Below are 25,482 nucleotides of genomic sequence, written 5' to 3' on the forward strand. Positions count from 1 at the left end.
TAAATTTCACACCAAATTTTCTAATTAAAGTCTAATTCATAATGATTAACTGTTAATCAACCAATATGAAGCCATACACTTATGCTTCGGCTGTTTAAGATTCAGCATTTCTCACGTCTAGAGATAACATAAAGTTGGCTATGAAAAGTATAAAACTCTTGCTCATATTGGTGAGTCTCTTCTCTTCGCACGTTGCTTTCAGTAACGAGTTCTATTCAGAAAAACATCATGGCAATGTTCAGTTCTACTCTTTGGGAGATTTTGAGCTAGAAAGTGACCAGATTTTGCGTGATGCACAACTTGCGTACACAACGCACGGTCGTCTCAATAAAGATAAAGACAACGCGATACTTGTCACGACCTGGTACGGCGCAACGAATAAGGTAATGGACGATGTTTACATCGGGCCGGACAAAGCGTTAAACCCAGATAAATACTTTATCGTTGTGGTCAATCAATTGGGTAACGGCTTATCGACATCACCTAACAACTCCAAAACACAGCCTGACGGTACATTTCCCAAGTTAAGCATTAGCGATGACGTGTGGGCACAGCATCAGCTCTTGTCTGACAAATTTGGCATCAAACAACTCGCTTTAGTCGTGGGTGGCTCCATGGGAGCACAACAAGTTTGGGAATGGGCGGTTCGTTACCCAGACATGGTTCAGAGAGCGGCTCCAATAGCGGGCACAGCAACCAACTCTGCAATGGCTTCACTCATTTCTGCAACACTAGAAGATGCGATCATCTCTGATCCTGCGTTCAGCGAGGGTGATTATGATGACTATAGAAATGTGAATGATGGTTTGAGTAGACATGCTGATTTATGGTCAGTGTTTGGATTTAGCGAAGACTTCTATGACCAGCAGCTATACAAAAAGTTAGGCTTTCAGAGCGTAGACAGCTTTCTCGATGGCGCTACAAGACGCTCATTCACATCAATGGAGCCTAACGTTCTCCTTTCTATGATTGATAAATGGCAGAGTCATGACGTAACACTCCCGGGAAAATCTCTCGAACAAACACTCCATGGTATCCGCGCCCTCACCTACATTATGTCAATCGATACTGACGGCGTTTTCCCACCACACGAACTGAAGAAGCTTCAGACAATAACGCCGAACAGTACCTACAAAGAACTTAAAACACCTTATGGGCATTTTGCGCTTGCCGGTTTAGACAATCACTTTGTTGAACAAGTTGATGAGAACCTAAGTGAGCTTTTGAATTTATCAGCCAAGAAATAACGCTGAAACATGGGTGAAACAAATCTCACAGGGTGATGCATTAGTCTGCGAACGTCGCATAGCATAGGTGCGACACCTATCCGCCTTACGGATAAACCAACATTTAATCTCTACTCTCTCGTAGATCGGTTAGCCCCAACTTCGGTTGGGGCCTTTTTTATCGTCATTCATAAAAGCGATACACGTTTAAAACACAACATTCCGCGCGTTTATCTAGTTTAGTGGTACGACTAACGAAGAACACCGCACTATTTATGTATTTAGATTCCATCCTTAACACGCTTCGCCCTATTGGAGAAATCACAACAACACCTATGTTTGGTGGATTCGGACTGTTTAAGGACAAAGTTATGTTTGCTCTCATTCATAAAGAACATATTTACTTTCGCTTTGACGACGCATCACAACATACCTTCGAGCCTGAAGCGCTAATACGATTCACTTATAAAAAGTCTGGTTCAATAACAAATACTCAGTACTTTACGCATGAGAGTTTCAAGTCCAACACAGCGCTTGTCTTGGAACATGCTCAAAACGCTTTAATCAGAGCTGAGCAACGTCAACAGAGCTCCAGAGTAAGCTTTAATGAGCAACGTATTAAAGACTTACCCAATATGACTTACAACATGGAGATCATGCTGAAAAAGTCAGGTGTAGATAGCGTCACAGCATTAAAGCGACTCGGGGCTTTGCAATCTTTTGTAAGGCTGAAAAAACGATTCCCAGAAGTCGGTGATAAAGCAGTTTTATCAATTCAAGGAGCCATTTCCGGTCAGCACAGCGCGGTATTGGCAAAGTCAGAACGTTCCAAGCTTTTAAGACTGGTTAAAACCATATAAAACAGAGGAAAATCTATAACTCGTTTGTTTTCGTAAGTTTGTTCACCATTCTTTCGAAGTTGAAGCAGTGCCTGATAGCTAAGAATTTCACTGGCCCCTCACTTTCTGGAGGGGCTTTTTGTGCGTTAATGAAAAATTGCACTCACCTAGTTCACATTAAAAAATGATAGGGTGTTTTTGAGATTGTTCACCTGAACAGAGATCGCCGTGTTTTCGCTTTTTACTTGCTGTGAGCTCACCGAGCTGTGTTTTACCGTCTCGTTAATACCATTAATTCTGTAAGAGATATCTTCCGTAACACAGCGCTGCTCTTCAGATGCAGCAGAAACAATCGAGTTCATGTCTGATATTTGTGTTGCCTGATGTTTAATCGCATCAAACGCTTGCGATAACTGTCCCATCATCTTGCTCGACTTATCAACGAGATCAACCGTCGAAGTCATATATTGATCAGCACATTGTGATTGTTCCTGTAACTTAGTAATGATGTCCTGTATATCGACAGTTGAAGACTGAGTTCGTTGCGCTAATGAACGTACTTCATCTGCAACAACTGCAAACCCGCGACCGTGCTCTCCTGCCCTTGCAGCTTCAATAGCCGCGTTTAGAGCCAATAAATTGGTTTGCTCAGAGATAGAATTGATCACTTCAACAACCGAGCTGATCTCTTCACAATGGTTACGCAAACCATTGACTATCGCAGCAGCAGAATCCATAGCCTGATTCACTTCCAGATGAACGGCATCTGTTTGTGACAGAAGTTCAGCACCACTGCTCACTACATTGAGTGTAGAGCGTGCAATTTCATCTGCGTTTGCTGCATTCTCAGATACTTCCATCGCAGCAATTGAAAGTTGCTTAGTTGCTGTCGCGACTTGCTCCACATCCGTAAATCCGGTTTCGGCACTTTTTACAGATGAGTCAACCAGTGTTTCAATTTTGCTCTGATTCGCAACTAACGAATGCATCTGATCTGAGGAACTCGAAACAATACCGGACACACTCGATTGAAGAGATATAAGCGACTGTTGAATATGATCGAGTTCATTGTTCGCTTTTCTCATCTCTAAAGGTTCAAAGCGCCCCTCCGCCATATTGGTAATGGTATGAACGATATTAGGTAAGTTACCCAGAGAGCGTTTAACAACCCAATACAAAGCGATCATTAGCAATATGCTGATGACGGCAAATATTAAGACTAAACCGTAGAGCATGTTTTTATGGATCGCCTCAGTGCCAGTCTGATTACTCCACACAAATAGGTCGTAGGTATCATTCAGCGCCTGTTTGGTAACGGTATATGGGATGTCTTCTTCAGGCGTGTGATAGAAATAAGGCGTATCACTAAGCTGATTAAAGTCAGGCCTTACGGTGTAAATATTTTTGTTGACCCACCCAAGATCCACCGTTCCTTGATCTGCCAAAACAATTTCACCCTGTTTAGTTGTTATGGCGTACTCAAGCTTAAAGTCTGGCATTAGGTCAGATAGAGAAACATCAATACCCAAAACACCAACCAACTTTTGATCGCGTACTATCGGTGCTGAAACTGACATAACGCGCTTACCAGTGTTACTAATATAAGGCATAGAGACATAACTACTAAAACCTCGCTCAGCAATAGCCAGATACCAGTCGCGTTTCATGCTGATTACGTTAAAATCTTTAACCCAACCTCTAGATAGTGCGCTAAATGGTGTTCCATTAAGGTCAGCAAAGTAAACGTCAATGAAGGCTTTATTAGTTTGTCGTACTTCTTCTAAAGCAGCTAAGGCTTGCTGCTGGTCGAACGCTTTATCCTCACCATAATAAGGAAGTAACGCTGCAAATTGCTTCGTGAGCACTTCTGTAGCATTTAAATTCTTGGAAAAAGTACTTACAACAATGTCAGATGTCGCATCCTTACTGGTTTGAATGTTCTTCCATTTCCAATCTTGTAAGTAATAATTCGCCACTCCACTCGCGACAAGTAGAACAGCAAACAAAACGGTTAAAAAAACCAATGATATCTTTTTCAGCATCTATTTTTACCCTAGTTTATTACTTCGATTGAATGAGCTCCTCTGCTTTAAAGGAGCCTAATTCGAAGAAGACTGGGATATTAGTTCAAAAATGCAGCACTCTTTGTTTCAGTTGCGTTTCATTGATGAATTAGCAACCAACCGCTGTTTATTTGTTGTTTGACAGCCAATATATTCATTAAAAACAACAAATTGATAAACCTTCCGCGCAATACTAGAATCAATTTGATTGCGTATTTTCAATGATTTAGTAAGAGATTTTGCAACAATGTACTCCAGCAGACGTTACATAGACCTTTTTGGCACAGCTTTAAAAGTTCAAATCATCGTCCTTGTCGTTCTTGTCATCGTGCTTTCTTGGCTGAATATCAAAGTAACGTCACTCAACAATGATCAAAGTGCTCTCTTAGATTACGAGTTTTGTACTTACAAAATAGATAAAGCATTGACGCAATTCGTCTTCTCCAGAAGCAAAATCAGTGATGCAAATATTCAGGAGTACATTGAATTAAGTGCAGAAAGGACTGCGTGTGTCGAAGGGCTATTGCAGTTATTGCGTTTATCTGCGGCGGATCTTAGCGACTACGAAGGGGTTGTTCTTCAGTACCTTGAAGACTTCAACACTGAGCAAGCCTATCTGATTAGCTTGGGCAAAGCTTATTCTGGCAAACGGATGAATGAGGTTCTCACGAAACACTGGCCTAAGGAAAAAGACAAGCTTTCTTACCATAGAAGCAGGCACGACACGTTTTATAACGTGAGGTTCACGTTGGAAGTGGAAGCCCAACAGGTTCAAACCATCTTTTTCTCCCTCTCCATCATTGTAATTATGTTGTTCATTGCGATTTGTTTCACCGTATTTGTCTTCTTCAAATACATTAACAAAGAGGTAATTCACCCACTACACTTCGCATCTAACGCGCTGCCGACAAATTTGGATGGAGAGAGCTCGACAGCGACATCGCTTTCGCAGGTAGAGTCAAAATCTTTAGAGTGTAACCTCCTCTTTTCTGCCATTGATAAATACTCAGAAAAAGTCGATAAGTTAAAAACGGATGCGGTAGAAACGGCGGAGAAAAAAACACGCTTTGTGAACTTTTTGAGCCACGAGATTCGCACACCGCTTAACGCCATCATTGGTAACTTGGATCTCGCTGATCAAGACAAAACGTTCGACCAAGCAGCGCTTGAAGACGTCATTACTGCATCTAGACTGCTCGACGACATCATTAACAACATCCTCGATTTTGCGGCTTTAGAAATTAATTCCATTACTCCCCAGCCTAAATATCACAGCTTACAGCACATTCTGGATTCGGTTTTACACACACTGAGCTATCTAGAGAACGAGCATAAAATCCAAAGCCATCTTGTCGTTGCTGACAACGTTCCTAGCAACTTATTTGTCGATCGCTTTTTGTTGTCGCAGGTAATGATAAACATCATTAGCAATATCATTAAACACAGTGAAACCGCCATTTATCGCATTAAGATCACTCAAAAAAATGGAAGTCTGAGACTTAGATTTATCGATAACGGCAAAGGCATCAGTAAAGCGTTGCTTCCAAGACTCTTTGATGAATTCGCACAGAGTGAACGTCATCAAGGTACATCTGGGTTGGGAATGAAAATCGTCAAGGAGTCAGTGCTGCTGCTTGAGGGGAAAATTCATATTTGGAGTAAAACGTCCTTTGGTACTGTTTTCCAAGTCGATATTCCCTTGTTACAGGATTCGGATAATGTAATCCAAGATCCTACCGATGCTCAGGCTACATCTGAGCTTCCAGCTACTAGGATGAAAATACTGGTCGCCGAGGATTTTGAACTCAACGTAAAACTGATGAAAAGAATTGCTAAGAAGCACCACCTGACAATGGATTTTGCCAGCAATGGGCGTGAGGTTCTTGATAAGTTAAATGATCAATCGTATGACCTAGTATTGATGGACATTCAGATGCCAGTATTGGATGGCATTGAAGCGACCAAGTTAATACGAAGAGATCAGCGTTTTGCGCACATCCCCATTTACGCCCTGACCGCAGACTCTGATCTTGTACAACAAGAGGTGTGCACCGATGCTGGGATGAATGGGTACATCACTAAACCCATTAAAGCCGATAAGTTGTTTACTCTATTAGCGGAGTTAGAAAAGAATTCTAGTTAATCATTAAAATTGAGTTGGTAGCCCTTGCCGCGAATCGTGCTAATCGACAGCGACTTTTTAAACGCGGAGTCGAGTTTCTTGCGAAGTCGAAACACGGAAAGGTCCATGCTTCTTGACCAACCATCGTAGGCGTAACCTTTAGTAATAAATGACAACTCATCACGAGAAACGGCCCGATTGGAGTTGATGGCCAGATAGTAGATGATGCTCATCTCTTTTAGCGTCAGTTCAAGCAAAGTGCTCTCGTGAGTAACCGTGTTTGCCCCTTTGTCGAAACTGAAGCCGTTTATGCTCAGTTCAGTTTCTTCGGATTCAGTGTCAGAAAGATCATCGTCTTCTTCAAATTTAAGGTGCTTCTTCATTCTCGCGTAAAGCACCTTAACCCCTCTCTCCTTTTGAATAAAATCGTCAGCCCCGAGATTAAGACTGAGTAGCTCGATCTCTTCATCACGACGCGCGGTATAAATAACAATGGGACTATTGACCACAGACTTCAACTCTTTGAAATGATCCAAAGAAAAACCCGATGGTAAAGAAAGATCAAGGATAACAAGGTCAATATTGTTCTCTACCGCTTTATTGAATGCAGAACCGACATCGAATGCCTGATGAACGATGACATCCCTGCACTCGAGGTACTTCTTAATTAACCTCGATGTAAAAATATCGTCTTCGACCAGTAATACAGATTTATAAGGCATTGGTTTTTCCGCGTCTTGTTATTAATATTCTGATTTTATGAGTAAAATGTATGTTGCCAGCATTGTATTGAATTGTTCTGCAATGAGACTCGAGCTACTGGTATTACGTTGTAAACGCTTTAATGTGGCTGCTAACGTATCAAACCCCATCACACCACAACTTCCGGAAATCTTGTGAATAGCAGAATCCAAATGGCTTTTTGAGTCCGAGTCTCTGATCAGAGTGTTTGCATGAACGGACAATTCCTCAATTAAACCCAACGCGTCATCCACATCTCCGTCGCATAACTCTTGAATAAAATAGAGGGTTTCTTGCTGAAGAATTAACCGTTCATTTTCAGGTATCATGTAAGTCCCAAAGTTTTCATCGCAGGTTAAGTAGGCATTTGTGTCGTATGAGTATAACTTGCGGGCCGGCGCTCAACGTCAAATCAAGGTCATCGTTCATTTGGATCAAGCACTTAGTGGAACAATCTACAACCATTAAGCCGTATTCAGAAGTTACCTTACTGAGCATGAAACGACTTAATGAGTTTAGATCATACTTTTTACTATTTTAACGAATGTTTCAATTTGGTTTCGTTGCTGGCAAAAATTCAATTTGATTGGAATGAAAGTCTCATGAACTGTTTGGGCATAAAAAACGCCCTTAATTAAAAGGGCGTTAGTAAGAATAAAGCGGGTAGTTTACCAACTATCGATATGAACCTGATTCCCACCATGCGACGATGCACCCCAGACTTTAATAGAGCCATCGCTTAGCACAGCGGCGAATGCTTGGTCATTACTGACAACCTGTTTAGCATTCTTAATGTCTAGGGCATCCACTTCGGCTTGCTTTCCACCATATTGAGTGTGTCCCCATACTCTAACGGAGCCATCTTCCAATAGGGCCGCAAATGCGCTGGAGTTACTTACAATTTGTCGTACTTTGGCGTCTCCGATTCTGGCGTTAACTTCCTGCTGATTTCCGCCGTAATAGTTGTTTCCCCATACACGTACCGAACCATTTTCTAGCAGTGCGGCAAATGCCCAGTGGTTGGCGCTAATTTGCTTTGGTTTAGCAAATCCAAGTGCATTAACTTCTTCCTGATTTCCACCGTGGAATTTATCTCCCCACACTTTCACCTTTCCATCCGATAGTAAGGCACCAAAAACCTTGCTATTGCTGAAGATGCGCTTTGCATCGCGTATCTCCAAGCTATCTAATCGTTGCTGGTTTCCGCCATATTTGTCATCCCCCCAAACGTTGACCATTCCATCTTTTGACAACGCCGCAAATGCCGCGTGATTACCGACAATACTCACGACATGTCCCATGTCGAGCAAGTTCACATCAGCTTGATGCCCACCTTTTTCGCGGTCACCCCAAACTTTTACTGAACCATTTCGCAGTAAAGCGGCAAAAGCCCCTGGTGTTGATACAACGTCATAAACATTATTGATGTTAAGCGCATCGACCTGCGACTGGTTCCCCCCTCGCAACGTGTCACCCCAAACTGATATGCTGCCGTCGGTTTTAAGAGCCGCAAATGCTGCGCTTGTACTGACGACCTTGCTAACATTGCGAAGATTTATCGTGGAGAAGGCTTGTTGATCACCGCCAAATCTGTTGTCTCCCCAAACACGTACTGAACCATCTTCCATTAACGCAGCGAACGCTTTGTCATTGCTGACTATCTCTTTTGCATTAACGATATTAAGCGCTTTTACTTCATCCTGACTTCCACCAAAGCGTCCATCACCCCACACTTTAACCGAGCCATCCTCAAGCAAAGCAGCAAAAGCACGCCCATTAGAGACAAGGTTCTCAACATTGTCTAAAGCAAGAGAATCAACGGAAAATTGGTCACCACCATTGTTTGCGTTACCCCAAGCCTTAACCGATCCGTCCTGCATTATTGCAGCAAATGTATCCTTACCAGACGTAATTGATACGATAGGAGCGCTTTCGTTCACACCATGATCCTGAGACTCCCCGTTTGAAGTCAGAATTTCTGCACTTTCTTGATTACACCCAACAACCCCAGCTAATGATGTAACGATCAATGCCATTCCACCCACTCGCTTTAACGCCCGTCCCATAGTGCCGAACCCAATAAACGTTAAGTTTGGAGCCCTACGGTGATTAGCTCTTATTGTTGCCGCGTTGCGGTACAAACAATGAGTTAATGGTTCTCTCTTGCTATGTTTCATCGACAGTAATTCCTTTGCACTACCTTTTACAGCGATCTTTTCGCCACCTCCATTCAACATAATTAATCGTATGCAATAGGTTGTTTCACTAATGTATCAAAGCCTTATACGCTTAATACATTTGAGAAACATTCGCCGTAGTTAGCGATGAAATACTGTGGATTCAAACACTTGTAGGTTACGTAACTCGGCCCTTTACTTTCTATTGGATACTGGATTTATGCACCTATATTTATATGCTATTTTCACAACTCTACACTTAACATCAGGAACTTATTTCAATGCGACTTTTACCCCTCCTACTCACCAGCGCAGTCATGTCTTTTCAAGTCTTCGCCGCCCCTACAAAAACAGATATTTTCTCAACCATTGATCATCGCCTCAGTTACATGGAGGACGTCGCACTGCACAAAGCAAACAATGGTATAGCGGTAGAAGATAAGAAAAGAGACGCCGTTGTCATTGAGTCTGCTAGCGTAGCGGCAGAAAAAGAAGGCTTAGACAAACAAAGTGTTGAAGCATTTTTTGCCGCTCAGATTTCCGCAGCAAAGGCGATTCAGTTCCGATACCGAGCTGATTTATTGACCGCACAAGAAACGCGTACCCCAAGAGATCTTAAGACAGTTATTCGCCCTGAACTAATCAAGCTTGGCCAAGAGATTACGGCGGGAATTGCGGAGTACCTAGATGAAGGCGGCGAATTTAAACAAAGTGACTGGCCAACATTTCAAGCAGCGATTAACGAAAGATATTTGACAGACGTCGATAAGAAAGCGCTCTTTGATGCATTGGTGCTCATTAAAACTCAATAACTTATTACTAGGAGGCTATGCGCCTCCTTTACGCTCGCTCTCGCTGAGCGTATTTATCGCATAGCTGATTGAAGGTCAGGGGTTTATCGAAATAGTAGCCTTGAAGCACCTGGCAGCCCATTTGATTTAGCAACTCCGCCTGACGTTTGGTCTCCACCCCTTCTGCCACTACATTAAGCTGATTAGAGTGCCCCATCGCTATGATGGTATTAGCTAAGCTGTCCAAATAGTTATCATCGTTGATATCGCGGATGAACTGTCGATCAATTTTGATCTCCGATATTGGAAGTTCATTAACGTAACGGAGAGAACAATAACCCGTCCCAAAATCATCAAGAGAAACACCAAACCCTTCCGCACTCAGGTTCGTTAATATGTTTTTGACTCTGTCCGTATCTTCAATGACAACATTCTCTGTAATTTCAAAAATAACCAGATGATTGTTCAACTCGTTTGAATTGAGAATGTCTTTGGCTTTTGATTCAAAATCTTTATGAAGAAGCTGCAGTGGAGAGATATTAATCGCAACGCCAACTTGGCTTTGATTCAATCGATTGAACAAGACGATATCTTTACAGGCCTGCTTCATCACAAAGTCGCCAATCTCGATAATCAATCCCGTTTTTTCAGCGACATCTATAAACTGGTCCGGAGAAACATAACCAAATTCCGGTGAATGCCAACGACATAATGCCTCAACTCCAATGATCTCGCCGTTAGCAGCATTAATTTTAGGTTGGTAATGAACGCTGATTTCTTCTCTCGCCAAAGCAAAACTTAACTGCTCTTCTAGCGCAAACTGATATTCCAATATGTCGCTGATTCCTTTAGTGAAAAGCTGAATTTGACCTTTTGTTTTTTCTTTGGAAGTGTAAAGAGCAACATCAGAGTGAGATAACAATTCGGAAGAATTGGCGCCATGCTCAGGAAAAATTGCGATACCAATACTGCAGCTGGTGGATAACTGAATACCATGAAATAGAATAGGAACGGCTATAGCCTCTTGAATCCTTTCAGCTCTGAGATTTGCTTCTTCCACTTCAACAATAGGAAAACCAAAAACAAACTCGTCCCCACCAAAGCGAACCAATATCTCATCATCACGTTTGAGTTTCGAGAATGTCGCACTCACAGCTTTAAGCAACTCATCTCCAGCGTGGTGACCATATTTATCATTGATCCTTTTAAAGTCATCCAAATCAACGAATAAGACTGCGTATTTCGACTTATCTGTTTTGCATTTCTCGATGCAGCTGTCCAATTGCGCGTCCAGTCGGCTACGGTTAGGAATACCTGTCAACGAATCGATGTGGGCCAACCTTTCCAATTGCATGCTGCTTATCTCAAGCTGCTTAATATCCTCTTCGATTCTTTGCTGATAGTCATCAAAGCGCCTTTTGACCAATTTGCTGGCCCAAAACGACAAAGTGACAAGAAGCGACATTAATCCAACTAGAATAAGAATCACGCGAAGGAGGTCTTCTGAATGGGCTTGTTTTAGCTTAACCACTTGCGGACTCAAAACGCGTTCAACATGCTCAGTAAAAAAACCCGTTCCAATAATCCATCCCCATTCCGGTAATACCTGAACATAACTAACTTTATTTGAATTGAAGATGCCTTCTGGGGTATAGGGGCTTTGGTATTCCACAAATCCTGACAAGTTGCCATTTAATGTTGTTCTAATTGTTTCAAGGAGTTCAGGCTCAGGATCTCCAATTCGGTCAGGGTCTTTATGCGCTAGTGTCACGCCTTTCATATCCATTACAAATACGTAGTTATCTTCTCCAAATCTTAATGCTGTCAGCCATTCTAGGAGCCTAAGCTTTATCTCATCCTCGACGTCAGAAACGTACTCACCAGTCCCGATAAACCAGTCAAAAGGTTCAAATTCCTTACCAAATCCAATCTTTTCAAACTCAACATCACCTTGTCCGGGTTTCTTATACCACCATTGGTAAAAGGCTTCGCCATTAGTTGATTGTCGGATGAGATCGATATGTTCTTTTAATATCAATGTTCCCTTGCTGTCTTTAGCGTCGATTTTGGACGTTCCTTCAATATGAGGAAGCAATCCATGCATAACGCTCGTACCTTCCATAGAAAATATAAAGAAGTAGCCACGACCTTCATTAAACCTCACATCTCTCAATGCTTCAGATATTAAGGATTGAAGTTCTTCTTCTGCGTAATTGGGAAAAGAGCGATACAAACCGCTGGCGATGCCATGCGCTTCATAAATTCGCTCTCGAATATCGGATTTTAATACATCGACTGCTTGAGAGGCTTCGAAAAGCAAATGTTGATGGATATTTTGCAATTGGCGTTTTGATTGATCGCGCTGGCTCTCTATAAAGTCTTGTCGAAAGCCATCCAACAACGCATCAATTTTTCTTTGTTCCTCTCCGACAAAAATCAAAGTTATGGCTAACATTACCGTCATAGTGAGTGTCACCGGTAATATTTTTATACTTCGTAACAGCCATAATTCTGAATCATTTGTCATAGACGAGCCCTGTAACCATAACCACAACCCTCTAATTATAGCTTTTGATTGTTAAGAGCTTTTCGTAATACAAGGTCACTTGTCGCCCGGTATCGCATATTTGAGCTTTCCTTCACTCTTAAGCATTTCAAAATACTTCCCAGACTCTCTCATTTTTTCAAAACCTCGCTCACATTGATTAAGAATCTCCTGTGCATTGGGAAAAGAGCGGGAAACCATGAGATGAAGCGAAGTTCCGGGAAATGGGTCGGGTAAGATACCGAAGAGATGCTGTGAATCTGGAAAAAGTTTAGCAATCCATTTCCAACCAGATTCTGGATCAGCTGGGAGATAATCAATTCGGCCTTTTTGTAACATTTGAAATGCTTTTTCTTCTGTTTGAGCTAGCACATACTCGTGCCCCTGCTCATCAAATTTTTCTTTAATGTAATAACCGAGATAAGTACCGATACGGTAGGACATTAGTTCTCCAAGACTGACAGAGTCAACCTTAGGAACAAGTGGTCGATAATAAAAAATTCTAGGCGGGTTTGCCGATTGAGTTATTGAAACAGAGAAGTCAGCAAATTCCTTTCTCGTTTTTGTGACAGCATAAGGAAAAGCGGCGAAAGCAGAGCCATGTTTCACCATAGTTTCAGCCCTTAACCAAGGGACATACGCTACTTCAATGTTCGTCTCCTCGCTTTGGCACATTTCAATAACGAGATCGACAAAAAAACCTTTACCTTCTTCTTTTGATGCATCTAAAACATATGGAGGCCAAACATCAGTAACAAAAGTTACCGTCTTCGCATATGTTTGACTGGTAAAAAATGCGAGCAGTACAAATAGACTTGGCAATTTAATTGCGTCTCTTAAAGTGCCCATATTAATGCCCTGCTAACAAAACCATTAATATGCTTCTAGTACAAAAGTGATAACACTTCAAGCGTGACAGCGTCACATTAAATCGGGTAATCTCTATTCAATTTTTCCTGCTACAGTCTGAATTCTCTCAAAACTGCCTGGTTTTGTTACCCAAGCAACCACAGCATCAATGTCATTCAGTTCATTCGTCAATTCAAAATGCCAAGTTCCAGTCGTGGAGCGACTTTGCTGACGTTCCTTAGCGATAAAATCGTGTTCAAGTGACTTCCCTCTGTTTTCTCCGGCCTTCACTATGGTGGTTCGATTGTTAGCAAGAAACACAATCGTCGCGTCGAGATGTCCAGATTTGTCGAAGTTAAGAATGAATTTATTTCCTTTGCGACTAAGTGTCAGTCTCTCTGCGTTTCTAGGCTCTAAAGCTGGTAGCTCGCGGTTAACCCAATTGAAGAAGCCGCGCCATTCTTTACCATCAACAATAAATCCTGGCGTATAGACGCTACCCACGACATCATATGCACGATAAAGACGCTGAAGTTGGGAGTATTCAGGTTTAGCAAAGTCGTCTTGCCAGCCAAGGTAATCCCAATAATCGACGTGATAAGCCACTGGGATAATTTCCTTCCATAGTCGATCACTTTCTTCAAACGTCGATAAATACTTGTCCGCAGGTGGGCAACTGGAACACCCTTCTGACGTAAATAACTCTATAACTTGAGCAGGTTGACCTTCGTGTGACCAGATTTGTCCACTAGAGAGGGTTGAGGCGACGGATATCGCTAATAATGTGTTCATAGACAGATCCTCTGATGTACTACTGACTATGACCGACCTAATGCTGACTCTATTTCATTAAAATAAAACAAAAAAAGCGCCAGCATTTCTGCTGGCGCTTAACAGTCTGTAAATGTACGTCTATTAGCGATATAGACCGATATCCTTTTGGATGTGACCAGACATGTCACTTGCGTAGTAAGCGCGAGGTGTATTGTCTGTGAAAAGAATATCTAGTAGGTGTGCAATCAATCCTTTGAAAGTAACCGAGTAGGTTTTTTTGTCCATAGAGATTGGAGCGTTGATAGTTCCGATGTGCATTGCCTGTGCCATGATTGCCTCTCTATAAATCGTGTAATTCGTTTCGTTGAGGGGATATTAAGCAATAAATTACTGTTCAAAAAATGACAAATTTTGCTTTTTGGCATTAGTTTTTCTAATAAAACAAACCATTAACATGACGATTTAAAAAAAATGCAACCAAAGCTAGATATAGTGCTTATTTATCCACTTTGATTGCATTTACTATTTATTGACCACTCAGAAATACGCCTCAAGTCACAAATATTTTACAACCTTACACATATTCAAGCTGGTAATTTGTCTCGATTAAATTAGTTTATTTATCGATACTTACTTCAACTTCTGATACCAATCTCTTTTGTTTGACCACCGATGCCACAACTGCAATAGACATAGTAATCAGTAATACAGCTAATGACAGCGGAGTGGGTATCTCCCAAGGTGACCCAACTAGCATCATCTTAATGCCAATGAAAATCATGATGAAGGACAATGCTGGTTTAAGGTAGATAAACTTATCCATCATGCCTTGGAGAACAAAGTACAAAGAGCGAAGGCCCAGCAAGGCGAATACGTTCGCCGCAAGTACAAGAAACGGCTCTTGCGTAACAGCAAAGATGGCAGGAATGGAATCAAGTGCAAACATGACATCCATAAATGCAATCACACCAATTACAATCGCCATCGGTGTTAACACTCGTTTGCCCTGCTCCACAACCATCAGTGCGTTACCACGAAAATCATCCGTTACGTTCGCCCACTTCCTTATTAGCTTTTCAGGCAAGGGATTCACCTCATCTTCTCCTTTATCCCTTGCCAACTGTACGCCCGTCCAAATGAGGAACAGAGCAAAGACATAAAGAATCCAATGGTACTGAGCAAGCAATTGAGCACCCACTGCAATCATGATGGCACGCAAGACAAGCGCACCAATCACACCCCAGAGTAATGCTCGTGGACGTAAGTGTTCTGGTACTAAGTACTGATGGAAGATGATGGCAAACACGAACAAGTTATCAACGCTCAGTGACTTTTCTAGCAGATAGCCGGTTATGAATGATATGGTCGCTTTTTCAGCGCTGTAATTGCTTGCTGGGGCATAGATATCCCAAAAGAAATAAATGCTGGCAGCGAAGATGAACGCGATCAAAAACCAAAATAGGCTCCACACTGCCGCTTTCTTGATACTAATTTTGCCGCCACGGGTTTGCCATATATCTAAAGCCACCATAGATAGCGTTAGCAAACCAAAACCGAGATAAGTAGATAGGGTCATTGTTCCTCCTGAGCGGAGGGATCTGAACATTTTTTGACGATCCCACCGCAAACAAACCAATCCAATGTGTAATTACATTGGTAACTTGATTGCGTTGGTCTCGTCGAAATGTGTGCCGCGTAAAGACGACAACATTTATACTTACCGGATAGAACTGAGTCTAACGAGATGACGATAAGTAAACTAGAGGCGACTACTCCCCAAACAGATCGGATTGTATTCTGGTGTTTGGAGCACGTCTATAACTAAAATCAAAAAAAGGAGCCGACTTGGCTCCTTTTTTACATTAAGCGGAAAATTTACCGCCAGGTTATACTCCCCCAACAGGGATAAAGTATACCAGTGCAGACCAAACGCCTACCCAGCTAATCACGACAGCAACGTCGATCCAGTCTCTACTCCACATAGATTCCCCCAGAGTAACATTCATTTACTCAATTAACTCGGGGAATAAATTAGCAACCTTTATGCCACCACGTTTGCACGCACTGCTGTGGTCTATTCAAAGTATCGGGCAAGTCTGTCAGCAACTCGATAAAACAGTCGGCCATGGATGTCGTTGTAACAACGCCTTCATCTAGCATGTTCAGCATCGCCTCATACCCTTCTTTCCCTTTCATGGTATAGGCTGACGACGTCCCAACATAGTACTTTTCATCATCGACTTTTTGCCAACCAACATCAGAATTAAAGATTTCCAGACCAAGGATCCGGCTACCGATTGGCGCTTCAGGCGCGTATTCAAAGTTCAAGTTAAATGTATATGGATAGGAACCATCGCCAGTCCCTACTACGCCATTATTAGTGGCATTGTTGATTGCCCCTTCGAGTGCAGCGGCAATGTCCTTCCCTTTGAGTTGGTAAACACCAATCGGTACGGCAAACGGCAATAGTTTTCCAGCAATGTCAGCAACGGAAACATTTCCGACATTGAGTGAGTTTCGAACACCACCAGCGTTATGAATAGCAAACTCAGCATTGTGACCAAGCTTTTTCATAGAGTGAACAAAAGATTCCGCTACTAATGGCGCTAACTCACTGGCTCCTACCTCATCAGGGATTCGGACATGTCTCAGTGACTTGTTAGCGTGTGCGATTACGTTACGTTGTAGCGTTCTAACGCGAGAAACATACTTTTCATTGAGTAAAGTCTGTACTTCTTTGTCTTTCTTACACACTAGAACGTTCGGGTGGTTATCAATAAACTGACGAGCGGTGTGATAAGGCAGCTCATTAGTTGTTTCACTCATACTAGCATCTAGGAACACCCTTCGGCCTAGCAAGAGCTCATTCTTTCCGTTGAACTTAACGGTCTCACCTTGCTCGTTAAAATCGATGTCACAATGGCCCATGCTTAACGCGTGGTATCCCGCCTGTACAACATGAGTCCCATTGACTTTGATGCCGTAATCATCATCTTTTTTAAGTCCGAGATCACTGAAATCACCTTGTAAACGGTGGCTATGACCACCAACAATGACACTGATTCCATCCACTTTTGCCGCCATATCTAGGTCAGCATCGTAGCCCATGTGGCTCAATAGAATGATTTTATTGATACCTTGCTTTCGAATCTGCTCTACCGTGCGAGTTGCTGTTTCTATCGCATTTACGAACGGCGTATCTAGGTCTGGGTTTGAAATGTCTGCCATTTTATCCAGTGCCAAGGAAAAGATAGCGATGGGTTCACCGTCTACCTCTTTTACTATCCACTGAGCGGACTGAGTGTCAGGGACATAAGAATGGACACGCGGCTTATCTCTTAAAGTCAGTTCTTTATCCTGACTTTCTTTCGATAGGTCCCAGTTGCCGGCAAGCAAAGGGAATTCAATTTGTTCTACAAATTTCGCAACAGGCAGGTTACCCATATCCAATTCATGGTTACCTAAGGCCATCGCATCTATATTGAGCGCATTGAGCATGGTCGCGTTCGCTTCCCCCTTAAACAGGGAGAAATACAAAGTGCCCTGAAAACAATCTCCTGCGTGGAGGAACACCATTTGGCGATTGTCAGATAGTGATTCTTCGAGCTGTTTTTTACGTGTCGCTATACGCGCAAAGCCCCCAGCACTCACATACGGAGTAAGGGTTTCGCCTTCTACATTAATCGTAAGCTGTAGCGACGTTGGTTCAAAATAAGAATGGGTATCGTTAATGTGCGCAAGCCTAATCTTAGCCGCTTTATTGTTTTTATATTTCATATTTTCTTCTCTCATATTCGGCTACATCGTATCCCATCCTTTATGACAAATTCATTAACTTTCACACTTTTATTGCATACGTCGTTCTTTATACATTGACTAAGTTGAGCAAGATCGCTTGTTGTTGATAATAGATTACACCGAGCAAGCACAAACTTTGTGAGGTAAGCTTCTGCTTATTAGAGGTTTTTCTATTATGCTTTAGGTAACAATAGCTCAAACGGAGTCACTTCATGCTGCTAGAGCGGATTGAAATTTCCGGCTTTCGTGGGATCAAACGGCTATCCATCGCTTTTGACGAGCTCACGACCCTAATTGGTGAAAACACCTGGGGTAAATCTTCGCTGTTAGATGCCCTATCGGTCGCCTTGCCTCCTGAAGGCGTACCTTATCAATTTGAGATGACTGACTTTCATGTCGACTACTCAATTGCACACCCTCAAACTCAGCACCTACAAATTGTGATTAGCCTGATTTCTAACGATAAAAACGAAATAAACTCTGGGCGCTATCGCAAAATTAAACCGGTCTGGATTCAAGATGACCAAGGCACTAATAAGATCATTTATCGCTTAAGCGCCAGCCGTGACGGCTATGATGTCACCACACGATACGCTTTTCTCGATCGTGAAGGTAACCCACTTCCCTTACATCATTCAGAAAAGTTAGCGCAGGAGCTCATGACACTTCATCCTGTCATTCGCCTTAAAGACTCACGTCGCTTTGAGCGCCCAATCGGTAGTTTGGGTGATACCAATGACCGCATCGAGAAACGAATCAACAATACCTGCCGACGCTTGATGGCGATTCCTGGGCATGTAAACAAAGGCGAAATGAAAAGTAGCCTGAGCTCTATGAATGTATTGGTTGATCACTACTTTTCATTTAAGTCCAATACACGCAAGAACCTTCGTAAGCAAAGAGATGGTATCTTTTTCAGTGGCTCCCCAAACAACAAAAGCATCTCTCAAGTTGTAGAGGAAACGAAAAGCAAACAAACTCGACTTCTGTTTATGGGCTTACTCAATGCTTACCTCCAAGCTAAAGGCCCAAACAAGCTTCGCCGCTGTGCCAGACCATTGCTTATTCTCGAAGATCCTGAAGGCCGATTACACCCAACGCACCTTGCTCGTGCTTGGAGCCTACTTCAGCTTCTCCCAATGCAAAAGATACTCACCACTAATAGTGGAGATCTTCTTGGTCAGGTGCCACTTAACAGTATTCGTCGTTTAGTCCGGCAATCGGATCGAACCATCACGACCTATCTTCCAGCACACGGGTTCAGTAAAGATGAACTGAGACGAATCGGATTTCATATTCGCTTTCATCGTTCTGGAGCATTGTTTGCTCGATGCTGGCTATTGGTTGAAGGTGAAACGGAAGTCTGGCTTTTTAATGAGCTCGCTAACCAATGCGGATACAACTTAGCCGCTGAAGGCGTGCAAATTATCGAGTTTGCACAATCAGGATTGAAGTCACTGGTTAAGATCGCCAAAGCATTTGGCATCGATTGGCATGTAGTAACTGATGGTGATGCCGCAGGTAAAAAGTACGCGGCAGCCGTTCGTGCTCAGCTAGGGAATGATCAGGAGCGTCATCGTCTTACCGAGTTACCAGATCGAGATATTGAACATTACCTCTATAACAATGGCTTCGAACCCTTCTTTAAAGACATGGTGCGTATTCCACTCGACCACCCGATTCCGGCAAAGAAAGTGGTGACCAGAGTACTCAAGAAATTCGCCAAACCTGACTTGGCATTGGCGATTGTTTCTCATTGTGAAGACAGAGGAATGGATTGCATACCAATACTGCTTAGATGGACGTTGAAGCGCGTAGTAACAATGGCTAACGGCAACACATGAAAAAAGCGGCCTTGGCTACTTTAGGTAGTCAAGGCCGCGTATCAAACATCAAACGATACTAATCAATCGGGGGTTCACAATCACGAACGAGTTGGTAACTCTCTGGTAGATTGTGTTTGAGATGACTTCTGATGCAGCCATAAGCCGCTTGCTTTCATCAAGTAACCAAACACGCCACCTAAAATCAACGAAGGTACAACAAGCTGCCAGTTACCATCTGCTGCGAAAGTCGCGCAAGAACCAATAAAAGTACCCGGTATATACCCAAGCCAGTTTTGCTTAGCCTGAATACACATCATAAATGCCACGATAGCAGTGATCACATAACCCAGAATTTCTAATGAAGCGTATTGAGAAGCGTGGATGATCACCATCGCCCAAAATACACCTGTCATGTTGGTGACTAAACTTTCAGCCAGACCTTTAAGGCCACTGGTTGGAGACGCAAAATAGCTGGTGCAACCTAAGAAGCCAGCCCATGACAATAAGCCTAATGAGATGGCAATCCACCCCCATAGACCTGAAAGAATTCCCGTAGTTAATGAAATCGCGACAAGTGTGCTCATACCGCCTCGCTAAGTGTGCTTATACACACATCAAAAGTACAAGACGGCATGTTAAGGGTTAAGTAAAAGAAACAAAACGATCTTGATCACAATGAATAAGCAACAAAATGAAATATTAACAACATTTTGTGACGCAAACGTTATTTCAACAGATATTGAAAATATTAAAGTACCGAAGGCTTACCTTTCATCATTCTCAATCCCTCTCGTTTAATACACTCAACGAGGGGGTTTTCCACCATGTCAGCCCGCCATATAAACGATAATGTCCGCTCCATACTCAGTTCAGGGACGTTGAGCGCGACCAACTGCCCGTTCTCAATAAAACGTTCAACGTCAAGATACGGTAAACATGTCAGGTACTGGCCATGTTCCACCATACTACGCAATACGGGGACGTGCTCGTATTCACGCCAAACGTCTAAATCCTCAATTAAATGGTGAATGGAGCTATCAAAAATCTTGCGAGTACCACTACCGTGCTCTCTCAAAACCCACCTTGCCTGCTCTAGCTGTGCAAGGCTCACTGTTTCATGCCTTGCGAAAGGATGATGCGCGGCGGCAACAACGGTTAAATGGTCACGGCACCAGACTTCCTGATGAAGTCGGTTATCATCGCAACGCCCTTCAATGATACCCAGATCATATTTGTAGTCTAAGACGCCTTGCATCACGCTATCGGTACTTTTGACTTTAAGAGAGATCCGCATCTCAGGAAATGAGTTATCAATAATACTGATGAGGTCTGGAACCAAATGTTCCGCAGGTGTTTGACTTGCACCGAGTTTGATGTGGCCACTCAATAGATGCTGTTCGTAAAAGCCCATCTCTATTTGTTGTGCATCCTGTAACAACCGCTTGGCTTTTGGCCTTAACCACATCCCCCAATGCGTTAACGCCATCTGCTTACCTTGGCGTTCGAACAGCGGTCGCCCTAGCATTTTTTCAAGCTGAGCCAGTGACATACTGGTTGCCGACTGCGTTAATGCCAGCTTATCTGCGGCCATACTAACACTCCCCATATCTGCGACTGCATCAAATACGGCAAGTTGTTTAAGAGAATATCTCATTAAGCTTCAATCCTTTGCTCAGAGAATAACAACGACTAAAAACGCTTATAAATAAGCAAGTTGTTTCATTTTACGTTGCTCTCAGTCCATATCAACAATTTTGATAAGGTTTTTAAATATTATCAATTTTACGTGTATTCCTGGACACCATAACCTGAATGGGCAGTGAGACATTTTCACTGTAATAACAGGAGGTAATCATGACTAATAAATTCGGGGGCGACGATGACACAACAAGCTCAGACGAATAATCTCTACTTCTCACCCAGTGAGATGATGGCAGAAGCGGAAAAATTCGCACTCAGTAAAGCCAATAAAACCAGCGGTATGACTTTGGGATTAGCAGTAATGGCTGGAGCCTTTATTGGGCTGGCTTTTCTGTTCTACATTACTGTCACCACAGGCAACGCAGAATCAGGCTGGGGGCTAAGCAGACTAGCAGGCGGATTAGCGTTCAGCATGGGGCTAATTCTCATCGTTATCTGTGGTGGCGAGCTCTTTACTAGCTCAGTTCTGTCCAGCATTTCATGGGCGAACAAGCAAATCAGTTTCAGTAAAATGCTATCAATTTGGGGCAAGGTGTATATCGGCAACTTTGTTGGGGCAATGTTACTTCTGTTGATAGTATCCGCTGCGGGCTTATACCAAATGGACCATGGTCAATGGGGGCTAAACGCTCTCAACATTGCTCAACATAAATTGCACCACTCAACAGTCGAAGCTTTCTCACTCGGCGTGCTGTGTAACTTATTAGTGTGTCTCGCTATCTGGCTCACATTCAGTAGTGCCAATGCAATGACTAAGGCGGTGATGACCATCATGCCCGTAGCGATGTTTGTGTCCAGCGGGTTCGAACACTGCGTCGCAAACATGTTCATGGTACCGCTTGGTATCGTTATTCAAAACTTCGCGCCTGAGGCCTTTTGGAGTCAAGTAGGCGCGACCTCTGATCAATACAGTGATCTCAACATTTATCAATTTATTACTGCAAACCTCATCCCAGTAACCTTGGGCAATATCGTCGGCGGTGCAGTATTAGTCGGCCTTGCCAATTGGAGTATCTACCGCAGACCACAACTCAAAGCCGCATCCATTTCCAGTATTACTACAAGCACTAACATTACGTCAGCTAAGGAAACCACCATGAACAACCTATTATTCGTTAAAGACATTATGAACAATGATCCGATCACTTTAACACCTGAAATGACCACTCCCGCGGCCATTGACACTTTGCTAGATAATCATGTGGTAAGTGCACCAGTTGTAGATGCAGAAGAACGCTTGATCGGTTTCTTTTCCGTTCACGATGTCATGGTCGATTTATGGTGTCAGGACTATATCCCGGTTGAAGGTCAAAAAGTCGTGGACTTGATGTCGAGAGATGTTATCGCTATCAGCGTGAACGACAAATTAATTGATGTCGCGGAGTTTCTTTGTATCGACAAAGAGCAACTATACCCAACAACCAGCATTGGAATAGCCACAACGTTTACATCACTCTCACTTGAGGAACGAGCGAAAAGCATTAAGGTTCACAAACCTCATGTGTTACCTATTCTAGACAATGGAAAGTTTGTAGGAGCAGTAACAAGAAAAGATGTACTGAGGGCATTGCGCACCGTCTACGGTGACAGGGTAGCTATCGTAGACAACAGCACACAGCTTGAATCAGCCTAGCGCATTTTGGTCAGGAAATAAGTCGCTTGATCAAAAAGCCCCCGACGCAAGTTGGGGGCTCTTTTGTTGTTAAGCAGTAAATTGGATTACTTCTTAATACCTTCTACATGAAGTTCCATATCAACGTAGCTAGATGCACCCATAACTGGAATATTGAAGTCTGCAAGCTCCAGGCGAGTAGAACCCAAGAAACCAGCGCGCTCACCACCCCAAGGGTCTTTACCAGCTCCAATGAACTCAGCATCAATAGTAATCGGCTTAGTAACACCGTGTAGGTTTAAGTCACCGTTGACTTCAAGTTTGCCGTTTCCTTTATCGACAACACTTGTGCTTGTGAATGTAGCAGTAGAGAACTTCGACGCGTTAATAAAGTCTCCGCTGCGGATATGCTTATCACGCTCAGCGTGGTTTGAGTCCAAGCTCGTAGTATCAATTGTTACTTCTACTTTAGATGCACTAATGTTTTCAGGGTCGTAAGAAAAGTCACCTTCAAATGTGTTAAAACGACCTTTGATAAAACTGTAGCCTAAGTGACTTACTTTGAAGTTAACAGATGCGTGAGCACCTTTGTTGTCAATTACGTAGTCCGCTGCGCTTGCACCAAATGGCAATGCCATTGCCATAGCTAGTCCGGTAGCAAATAACGTTTTTTTCATTTCGAAGCTCCTATCATCTTGCGTAGCGTGTTGTCTTTGTTAATCACGTGATGTTTGATCGCAGCCAAAGCATGAACGGCTGCCATTAAAATAAGTGCCCAGGCGGCGTAAAAGTGAATCTCACCAGAAAGATCAGCTTGATTCTCAAATAAAGCGCCAAGCCCAGGAACAGTAAACCAGTTGAAGACGTCAATACCTCTGCCATCTTCGGTAGAAATAAGGTAACCGGAAGCAAAAAGTACAATCAAAACAAGGTACATAGCTAAGTGAACTACCTTTGCGCCGAGAATTTCATACGCTTTACCTTCAACTTTTGGAGAAGGTGTTGTGTGCTTCCAAACAAAGCGAAATAGCGTCAGAGCAGCAAGTAAGATACCCACTGATTTGTGCCAATGCGGAGCGGTTTTATACCATTCACTGTAATAAGTCAGGTCAACCATCCATAGCCCCACAGCAAACATGCCGATAATGACAATTGCTGATATCCAATGGATTCCCCGCGCTACAGGGTTGTAATTCTTTACTTCTGATCTCATTGCGCCAATTCCAAATGTTGAATACTTCTCTTTTTCAACGAGACTATCGTCTCCCCTATTTCTATAACAGATTATTTACCATTCTTTACATTCGGGAAACGGAGCGAATTTGATTAAGTCATTCAAAATTTTTGAAGGAACTTTTTCATCACCTTTAATAACTTAATACTCACTGACTTGTTCAATCTCATAAATCTCGTCAGCAATATCCGTCATCTTTCGCTGCATAACCGTCTGTGCATCGGCTAGCCCCTTGTTATAGAATGCAGGACCAAATGCTTCTATTATGAAGTCCAACATAAACTCCGCATCAAACTGACCAATTTCTATATTTAGCTCATCTTCCAAATATCGCAATAAAGCAGATGACATCGCTTGTTTTTGTTGTGATGTAAATTCAATCTTGGACATAAACCCTTAACCATACTCAATATTTTTCGGACTAAGTGTAACTAAATAATACTTTCACATGCTAATCTTCATTGTGTAAATATCGACTTGTGGAGAGAAGTCTTGCTATTAGATGTGCTAATTCAGAGTGTGAATGAATTTCAGGCAGACTGTATGAAGCTGTGTGAAAAACATTATCCGACGATTCACAACAAAGGAATGAATGAGCACCATCTGAGCTTGGCATTTTCTCGACGTCTATCCCGAACGTTGACCGAATTCGGCCACCACTGCGAATACGTAGCGCTAGAATCCCACTCAAATACGGAACAACCTCATCACTATAGAGTGACATCCGACGCTGGCACGGTTTGGATACTTTCTTCACATTTATTGAGTGCAGGAAGCAACTGTCGGCAAAAATTATTTAAAGCCGTAACAAACTGGCAAGAAGAATACGCTTTCGCTATTCAGCCCAATGATCTTCTGTTATTAATCAGCGATCATTGGATTTCTCGAAATAAGCAGAGCCGAGAGCTACTCCACTGGTGGACTGGGCAATTACCTGATGAAATAGACCAATATAAGTTACAAGGGATCAGCTTATATGAAAGTGAGTCGCAACTCGCTTGTTCGTTAGAGCACCACTTTGGCTTAAGCCCCTATTTTGTTAAGTTCACCCACCCTCTTAGACGTTCAACGGATCAGCAGTTGGTTCGCAAATATATTCAGCTCTACTCTGTCGTGCAGTTGAGCTAACCAACCTCACTCACTGGCACTGATTGTAGTGTCATCGCAATTTCACGTTCTTCGAC

General features: G+C 42.7%; 22 protein-coding genes. 7 read left to right on the top strand and 15 right to left on the bottom strand.

Annotated elements, in window-relative coordinates; genetic code table 11:
* The first annotated feature begins 140 nt into the window (after nucleotides 1-140).
* Complete coding sequence (locus VIC_RS15735; protein WP_006961017.1) at nucleotides 141-1,247, top strand: alpha/beta fold hydrolase; 1,107 nt, start codon at nucleotides 141-143, stop codon at nucleotides 1,245-1,247.
* 254 nt (nucleotides 1,248-1,501) lie between these two features.
* Nucleotides 1,502-2,086, top strand: coding sequence for a TfoX/Sxy family DNA transformation protein (locus tag VIC_RS15740; RefSeq protein ID WP_006961018.1), 585 nt, complete (start codon nucleotides 1,502-1,504; stop codon nucleotides 2,084-2,086).
* 146 nt (nucleotides 2,087-2,232) lie between these two features.
* Here the strand turns inward: VIC_RS15740 and VIC_RS15745 are convergent, their stop codons facing one another.
* Nucleotides 2,233-4,107: a methyl-accepting chemotaxis protein gene (locus VIC_RS15745; RefSeq protein ID WP_006961019.1), complete on the bottom strand. Its 1,875-nt coding sequence runs from the start codon at nucleotides 4,105-4,107 to the stop codon at nucleotides 2,233-2,235.
* Between the two features lie 268 nt (nucleotides 4,108-4,375).
* Here VIC_RS15745 and VIC_RS15750 point away from each other — a divergent pair, with 268 nt between their 5' ends.
* Entirely contained in the window at nucleotides 4,376-6,271 is a 1,896-nt protein-coding gene (locus VIC_RS15750) for a response regulator (RefSeq protein WP_006961020.1), read from the top strand.
* Here VIC_RS15750 and VIC_RS15755 read toward each other — a convergent pair.
* The 3 genes from VIC_RS15755 to VIC_RS15765 form a co-directional block, all read right to left on the bottom strand.
* Nucleotides 6,268-6,972 carry a response regulator transcription factor gene (locus VIC_RS15755; RefSeq protein WP_006961021.1) on the bottom strand — a complete coding sequence of 235 codons (705 nt, stop codon included), beginning with the start codon at nucleotides 6,970-6,972 and terminating at the stop codon, nucleotides 6,268-6,270. The genes VIC_RS15750 and VIC_RS15755 overlap by 4 nt on opposite strands.
* 21 nt (nucleotides 6,973-6,993) lie before the next feature.
* Entirely contained in the window at nucleotides 6,994-7,320 is a 327-nt protein-coding gene (locus VIC_RS15760; protein ID WP_039952100.1) for an Hpt domain-containing protein, read from the bottom strand.
* A gap of 339 nt (nucleotides 7,321-7,659) precedes the next feature.
* A complete protein-coding gene (locus VIC_RS15765; RefSeq protein WP_157622142.1) occupies nucleotides 7,660-9,057 on the bottom strand; it encodes an RCC1 domain-containing protein in 1,398 nt (465 codons plus the stop codon).
* Nucleotides 9,058-9,449: 392 nt separating this feature from the next.
* Between VIC_RS15765 and aroQ the strand changes: the two genes are divergently transcribed.
* The gene (aroQ, locus tag VIC_RS15770; protein ID WP_039952102.1) at nucleotides 9,450-9,980 is read left to right on the top strand and encodes a gamma subclass chorismate mutase AroQ; all 531 of its coding nucleotides are present in this window, start codon (nucleotides 9,450-9,452) and stop codon (nucleotides 9,978-9,980) included.
* Between the two features lie 28 nt (nucleotides 9,981-10,008).
* On the opposite strand, the gene VIC_RS15775 is transcribed toward aroQ, so the two are convergent.
* The 6 genes from VIC_RS15775 to VIC_RS15800 form a co-directional block, all read right to left on the bottom strand.
* Nucleotides 10,009-12,486 (bottom strand): bifunctional diguanylate cyclase/phosphodiesterase, encoded by a 2,478-nt coding sequence (locus VIC_RS15775; protein WP_006961024.1) that lies wholly within the window; start codon nucleotides 12,484-12,486, stop codon nucleotides 10,009-10,011.
* A 75-nt stretch (nucleotides 12,487-12,561) separates the two neighbouring features.
* Nucleotides 12,562-13,353: a substrate-binding periplasmic protein gene (locus VIC_RS15780; protein WP_006961025.1), complete on the bottom strand. Its 792-nt coding sequence runs from the start codon at nucleotides 13,351-13,353 to the stop codon at nucleotides 12,562-12,564.
* Between the two features lie 93 nt (nucleotides 13,354-13,446).
* Entirely contained in the window at nucleotides 13,447-14,145 is a 699-nt protein-coding gene (locus tag VIC_RS15785; RefSeq protein ID WP_006961026.1) for a DUF1223 domain-containing protein, read from the bottom strand.
* A gap of 123 nt (nucleotides 14,146-14,268) precedes the next feature.
* On the bottom strand, nucleotides 14,269-14,457 hold the full coding sequence (locus VIC_RS15790; RefSeq protein WP_006961027.1) for a hypothetical protein: 189 nt from the start codon (nucleotides 14,455-14,457) through the stop codon (nucleotides 14,269-14,271).
* A gap of 286 nt (nucleotides 14,458-14,743) precedes the next feature.
* Entirely contained in the window at nucleotides 14,744-15,703 is a 960-nt protein-coding gene (locus tag VIC_RS15795) for a TerC/Alx family metal homeostasis membrane protein (RefSeq protein ID WP_006961028.1), read from the bottom strand.
* A 455-nt stretch (nucleotides 15,704-16,158) separates the two neighbouring features.
* The gene (locus VIC_RS15800; RefSeq protein WP_006961029.1) at nucleotides 16,159-17,904 is read right to left on the bottom strand and encodes a bifunctional metallophosphatase/5'-nucleotidase; all 1,746 of its coding nucleotides are present in this window, start codon (nucleotides 17,902-17,904) and stop codon (nucleotides 16,159-16,161) included.
* 233 nt (nucleotides 17,905-18,137) lie between these two features.
* Here VIC_RS15800 and VIC_RS15805 point away from each other — a divergent pair, with 233 nt between their 5' ends.
* The gene (locus tag VIC_RS15805) at nucleotides 18,138-19,769 is read left to right on the top strand and encodes an ATP-dependent endonuclease (protein WP_006961030.1); all 1,632 of its coding nucleotides are present in this window, start codon (nucleotides 18,138-18,140) and stop codon (nucleotides 19,767-19,769) included.
* A gap of 80 nt (nucleotides 19,770-19,849) precedes the next feature.
* Here VIC_RS15805 and VIC_RS15810 read toward each other — a convergent pair whose 3' ends face one another.
* Both VIC_RS15810 and VIC_RS15815 read right to left on the bottom strand, forming a co-directional pair.
* Nucleotides 19,850-20,335, bottom strand: a complete 486-nt coding sequence (locus tag VIC_RS15810; RefSeq protein WP_006961031.1) for a DUF1097 domain-containing protein — start codon at nucleotides 20,333-20,335, stop codon at nucleotides 19,850-19,852.
* Between the two features lie 164 nt (nucleotides 20,336-20,499).
* A complete protein-coding gene (locus VIC_RS15815; protein WP_006961032.1) occupies nucleotides 20,500-21,405 on the bottom strand; it encodes a LysR substrate-binding domain-containing protein in 906 nt (301 codons plus the stop codon).
* Nucleotides 21,406-21,630: 225 nt separating this feature from the next.
* On the opposite strand from VIC_RS15815, the gene focA reads away from it, so the two are divergent.
* Entirely contained in the window at nucleotides 21,631-23,085 is a 1,455-nt protein-coding gene (focA, locus tag VIC_RS15820; protein WP_006961033.1) for a formate transporter FocA, read from the top strand.
* Between the two features lie 86 nt (nucleotides 23,086-23,171).
* On the opposite strand, the gene VIC_RS15825 is transcribed toward focA, so the two are convergent.
* From VIC_RS15825 to VIC_RS15835, 3 genes are all read right to left on the bottom strand, one after another.
* Complete coding sequence (locus tag VIC_RS15825) at nucleotides 23,172-23,741, bottom strand: YceI family protein (protein ID WP_039952104.1); 570 nt, start codon at nucleotides 23,739-23,741, stop codon at nucleotides 23,172-23,174.
* Nucleotides 23,738-24,277: a cytochrome b gene (locus VIC_RS15830; RefSeq protein WP_006961035.1), complete on the bottom strand. Its 540-nt coding sequence runs from the start codon at nucleotides 24,275-24,277 to the stop codon at nucleotides 23,738-23,740. The genes VIC_RS15825 and VIC_RS15830 overlap by 4 nt, the downstream gene beginning before the upstream one ends.
* A 162-nt stretch (nucleotides 24,278-24,439) precedes the next feature.
* Nucleotides 24,440-24,688, bottom strand: coding sequence for a DUF2164 domain-containing protein (locus tag VIC_RS15835; RefSeq protein ID WP_006961036.1), 249 nt, complete (start codon nucleotides 24,686-24,688; stop codon nucleotides 24,440-24,442).
* Between the two features lie 102 nt (nucleotides 24,689-24,790).
* On the opposite strand from VIC_RS15835, the gene VIC_RS15840 reads away from it, so the two are divergent.
* Nucleotides 24,791-25,426 (top strand): hypothetical protein, encoded by a 636-nt coding sequence (locus tag VIC_RS15840; RefSeq protein ID WP_006961037.1) that lies wholly within the window; start codon nucleotides 24,791-24,793, stop codon nucleotides 25,424-25,426.
* Nucleotides 25,427-25,482: the final 56 nt, after the last annotated feature.

The organism is Vibrio coralliilyticus ATCC BAA-450 (assembly GCF_000176135.1).
GTDB classification, from domain to species: domain Bacteria; phylum Pseudomonadota; class Gammaproteobacteria; order Enterobacterales; family Vibrionaceae; genus Vibrio; species Vibrio coralliilyticus.

Bases quoted from the DNA above. Each gene is read 5' to 3' on its own strand.
- VIC_RS15735 (WP_006961017.1), top strand. From the start codon at position 141: ATGAAAAGTATAAAACTCTTGCTCATATTGGTGAGTCTCTTCTCTTCG.
- VIC_RS15740 (WP_006961018.1), top strand. From the start codon at position 1,502: ATGTATTTAGATTCCATCCTTAACACGCTTCGCCCTATTGGAGAAATC.
- VIC_RS15745 (WP_006961019.1), bottom strand. From the start codon at position 4,107: ATGCTGAAAAAGATATCATTGGTTTTTTTAACCGTTTTGTTTGCTGTT.
- VIC_RS15750 (WP_006961020.1), top strand. From the start codon at position 4,376: ATGTACTCCAGCAGACGTTACATAGACCTTTTTGGCACAGCTTTAAAA.
- VIC_RS15755 (WP_006961021.1), bottom strand. From the start codon at position 6,972: ATGCCTTATAAATCTGTATTACTGGTCGAAGACGATATTTTTACATCG.
- VIC_RS15760 (WP_039952100.1), bottom strand. From the start codon at position 7,320: ATGATACCTGAAAATGAACGGTTAATTCTTCAGCAAGAAACCCTCTAT.
- VIC_RS15765 (WP_157622142.1), bottom strand. From the start codon at position 9,057: ATGGGACGGGCGTTAAAGCGAGTGGGTGGAATGGCATTGATCGTTACA.
- aroQ (WP_039952102.1), top strand. From the start codon at position 9,450: ATGCGACTTTTACCCCTCCTACTCACCAGCGCAGTCATGTCTTTTCAA.
- VIC_RS15775 (WP_006961024.1), bottom strand. From the start codon at position 12,486: ATGACAAATGATTCAGAATTATGGCTGTTACGAAGTATAAAAATATTA.
- VIC_RS15780 (WP_006961025.1), bottom strand. From the start codon at position 13,353: ATGGGCACTTTAAGAGACGCAATTAAATTGCCAAGTCTATTTGTACTG.
- VIC_RS15785 (WP_006961026.1), bottom strand. From the start codon at position 14,145: ATGAACACATTATTAGCGATATCCGTCGCCTCAACCCTCTCTAGTGGA.
- VIC_RS15790 (WP_006961027.1), bottom strand. From the start codon at position 14,457: ATGGCACAGGCAATGCACATCGGAACTATCAACGCTCCAATCTCTATG.
- VIC_RS15795 (WP_006961028.1), bottom strand. From the start codon at position 15,703: ATGACCCTATCTACTTATCTCGGTTTTGGTTTGCTAACGCTATCTATG.
- VIC_RS15800 (WP_006961029.1), bottom strand. From the start codon at position 17,904: ATGAAATATAAAAACAATAAAGCGGCTAAGATTAGGCTTGCGCACATT.
- VIC_RS15805 (WP_006961030.1), top strand. From the start codon at position 18,138: ATGCTGCTAGAGCGGATTGAAATTTCCGGCTTTCGTGGGATCAAACGG.
- VIC_RS15810 (WP_006961031.1), bottom strand. From the start codon at position 20,335: ATGAGCACACTTGTCGCGATTTCATTAACTACGGGAATTCTTTCAGGT.
- VIC_RS15815 (WP_006961032.1), bottom strand. From the start codon at position 21,405: ATGAGATATTCTCTTAAACAACTTGCCGTATTTGATGCAGTCGCAGAT.
- focA (WP_006961033.1), top strand. From the start codon at position 21,631: ATGACACAACAAGCTCAGACGAATAATCTCTACTTCTCACCCAGTGAG.
- VIC_RS15825 (WP_039952104.1), bottom strand. From the start codon at position 23,741: ATGAAAAAAACGTTATTTGCTACCGGACTAGCTATGGCAATGGCATTG.
- VIC_RS15830 (WP_006961035.1), bottom strand. From the start codon at position 24,277: ATGAGATCAGAAGTAAAGAATTACAACCCTGTAGCGCGGGGAATCCAT.
- VIC_RS15835 (WP_006961036.1), bottom strand. From the start codon at position 24,688: ATGTCCAAGATTGAATTTACATCACAACAAAAACAAGCGATGTCATCT.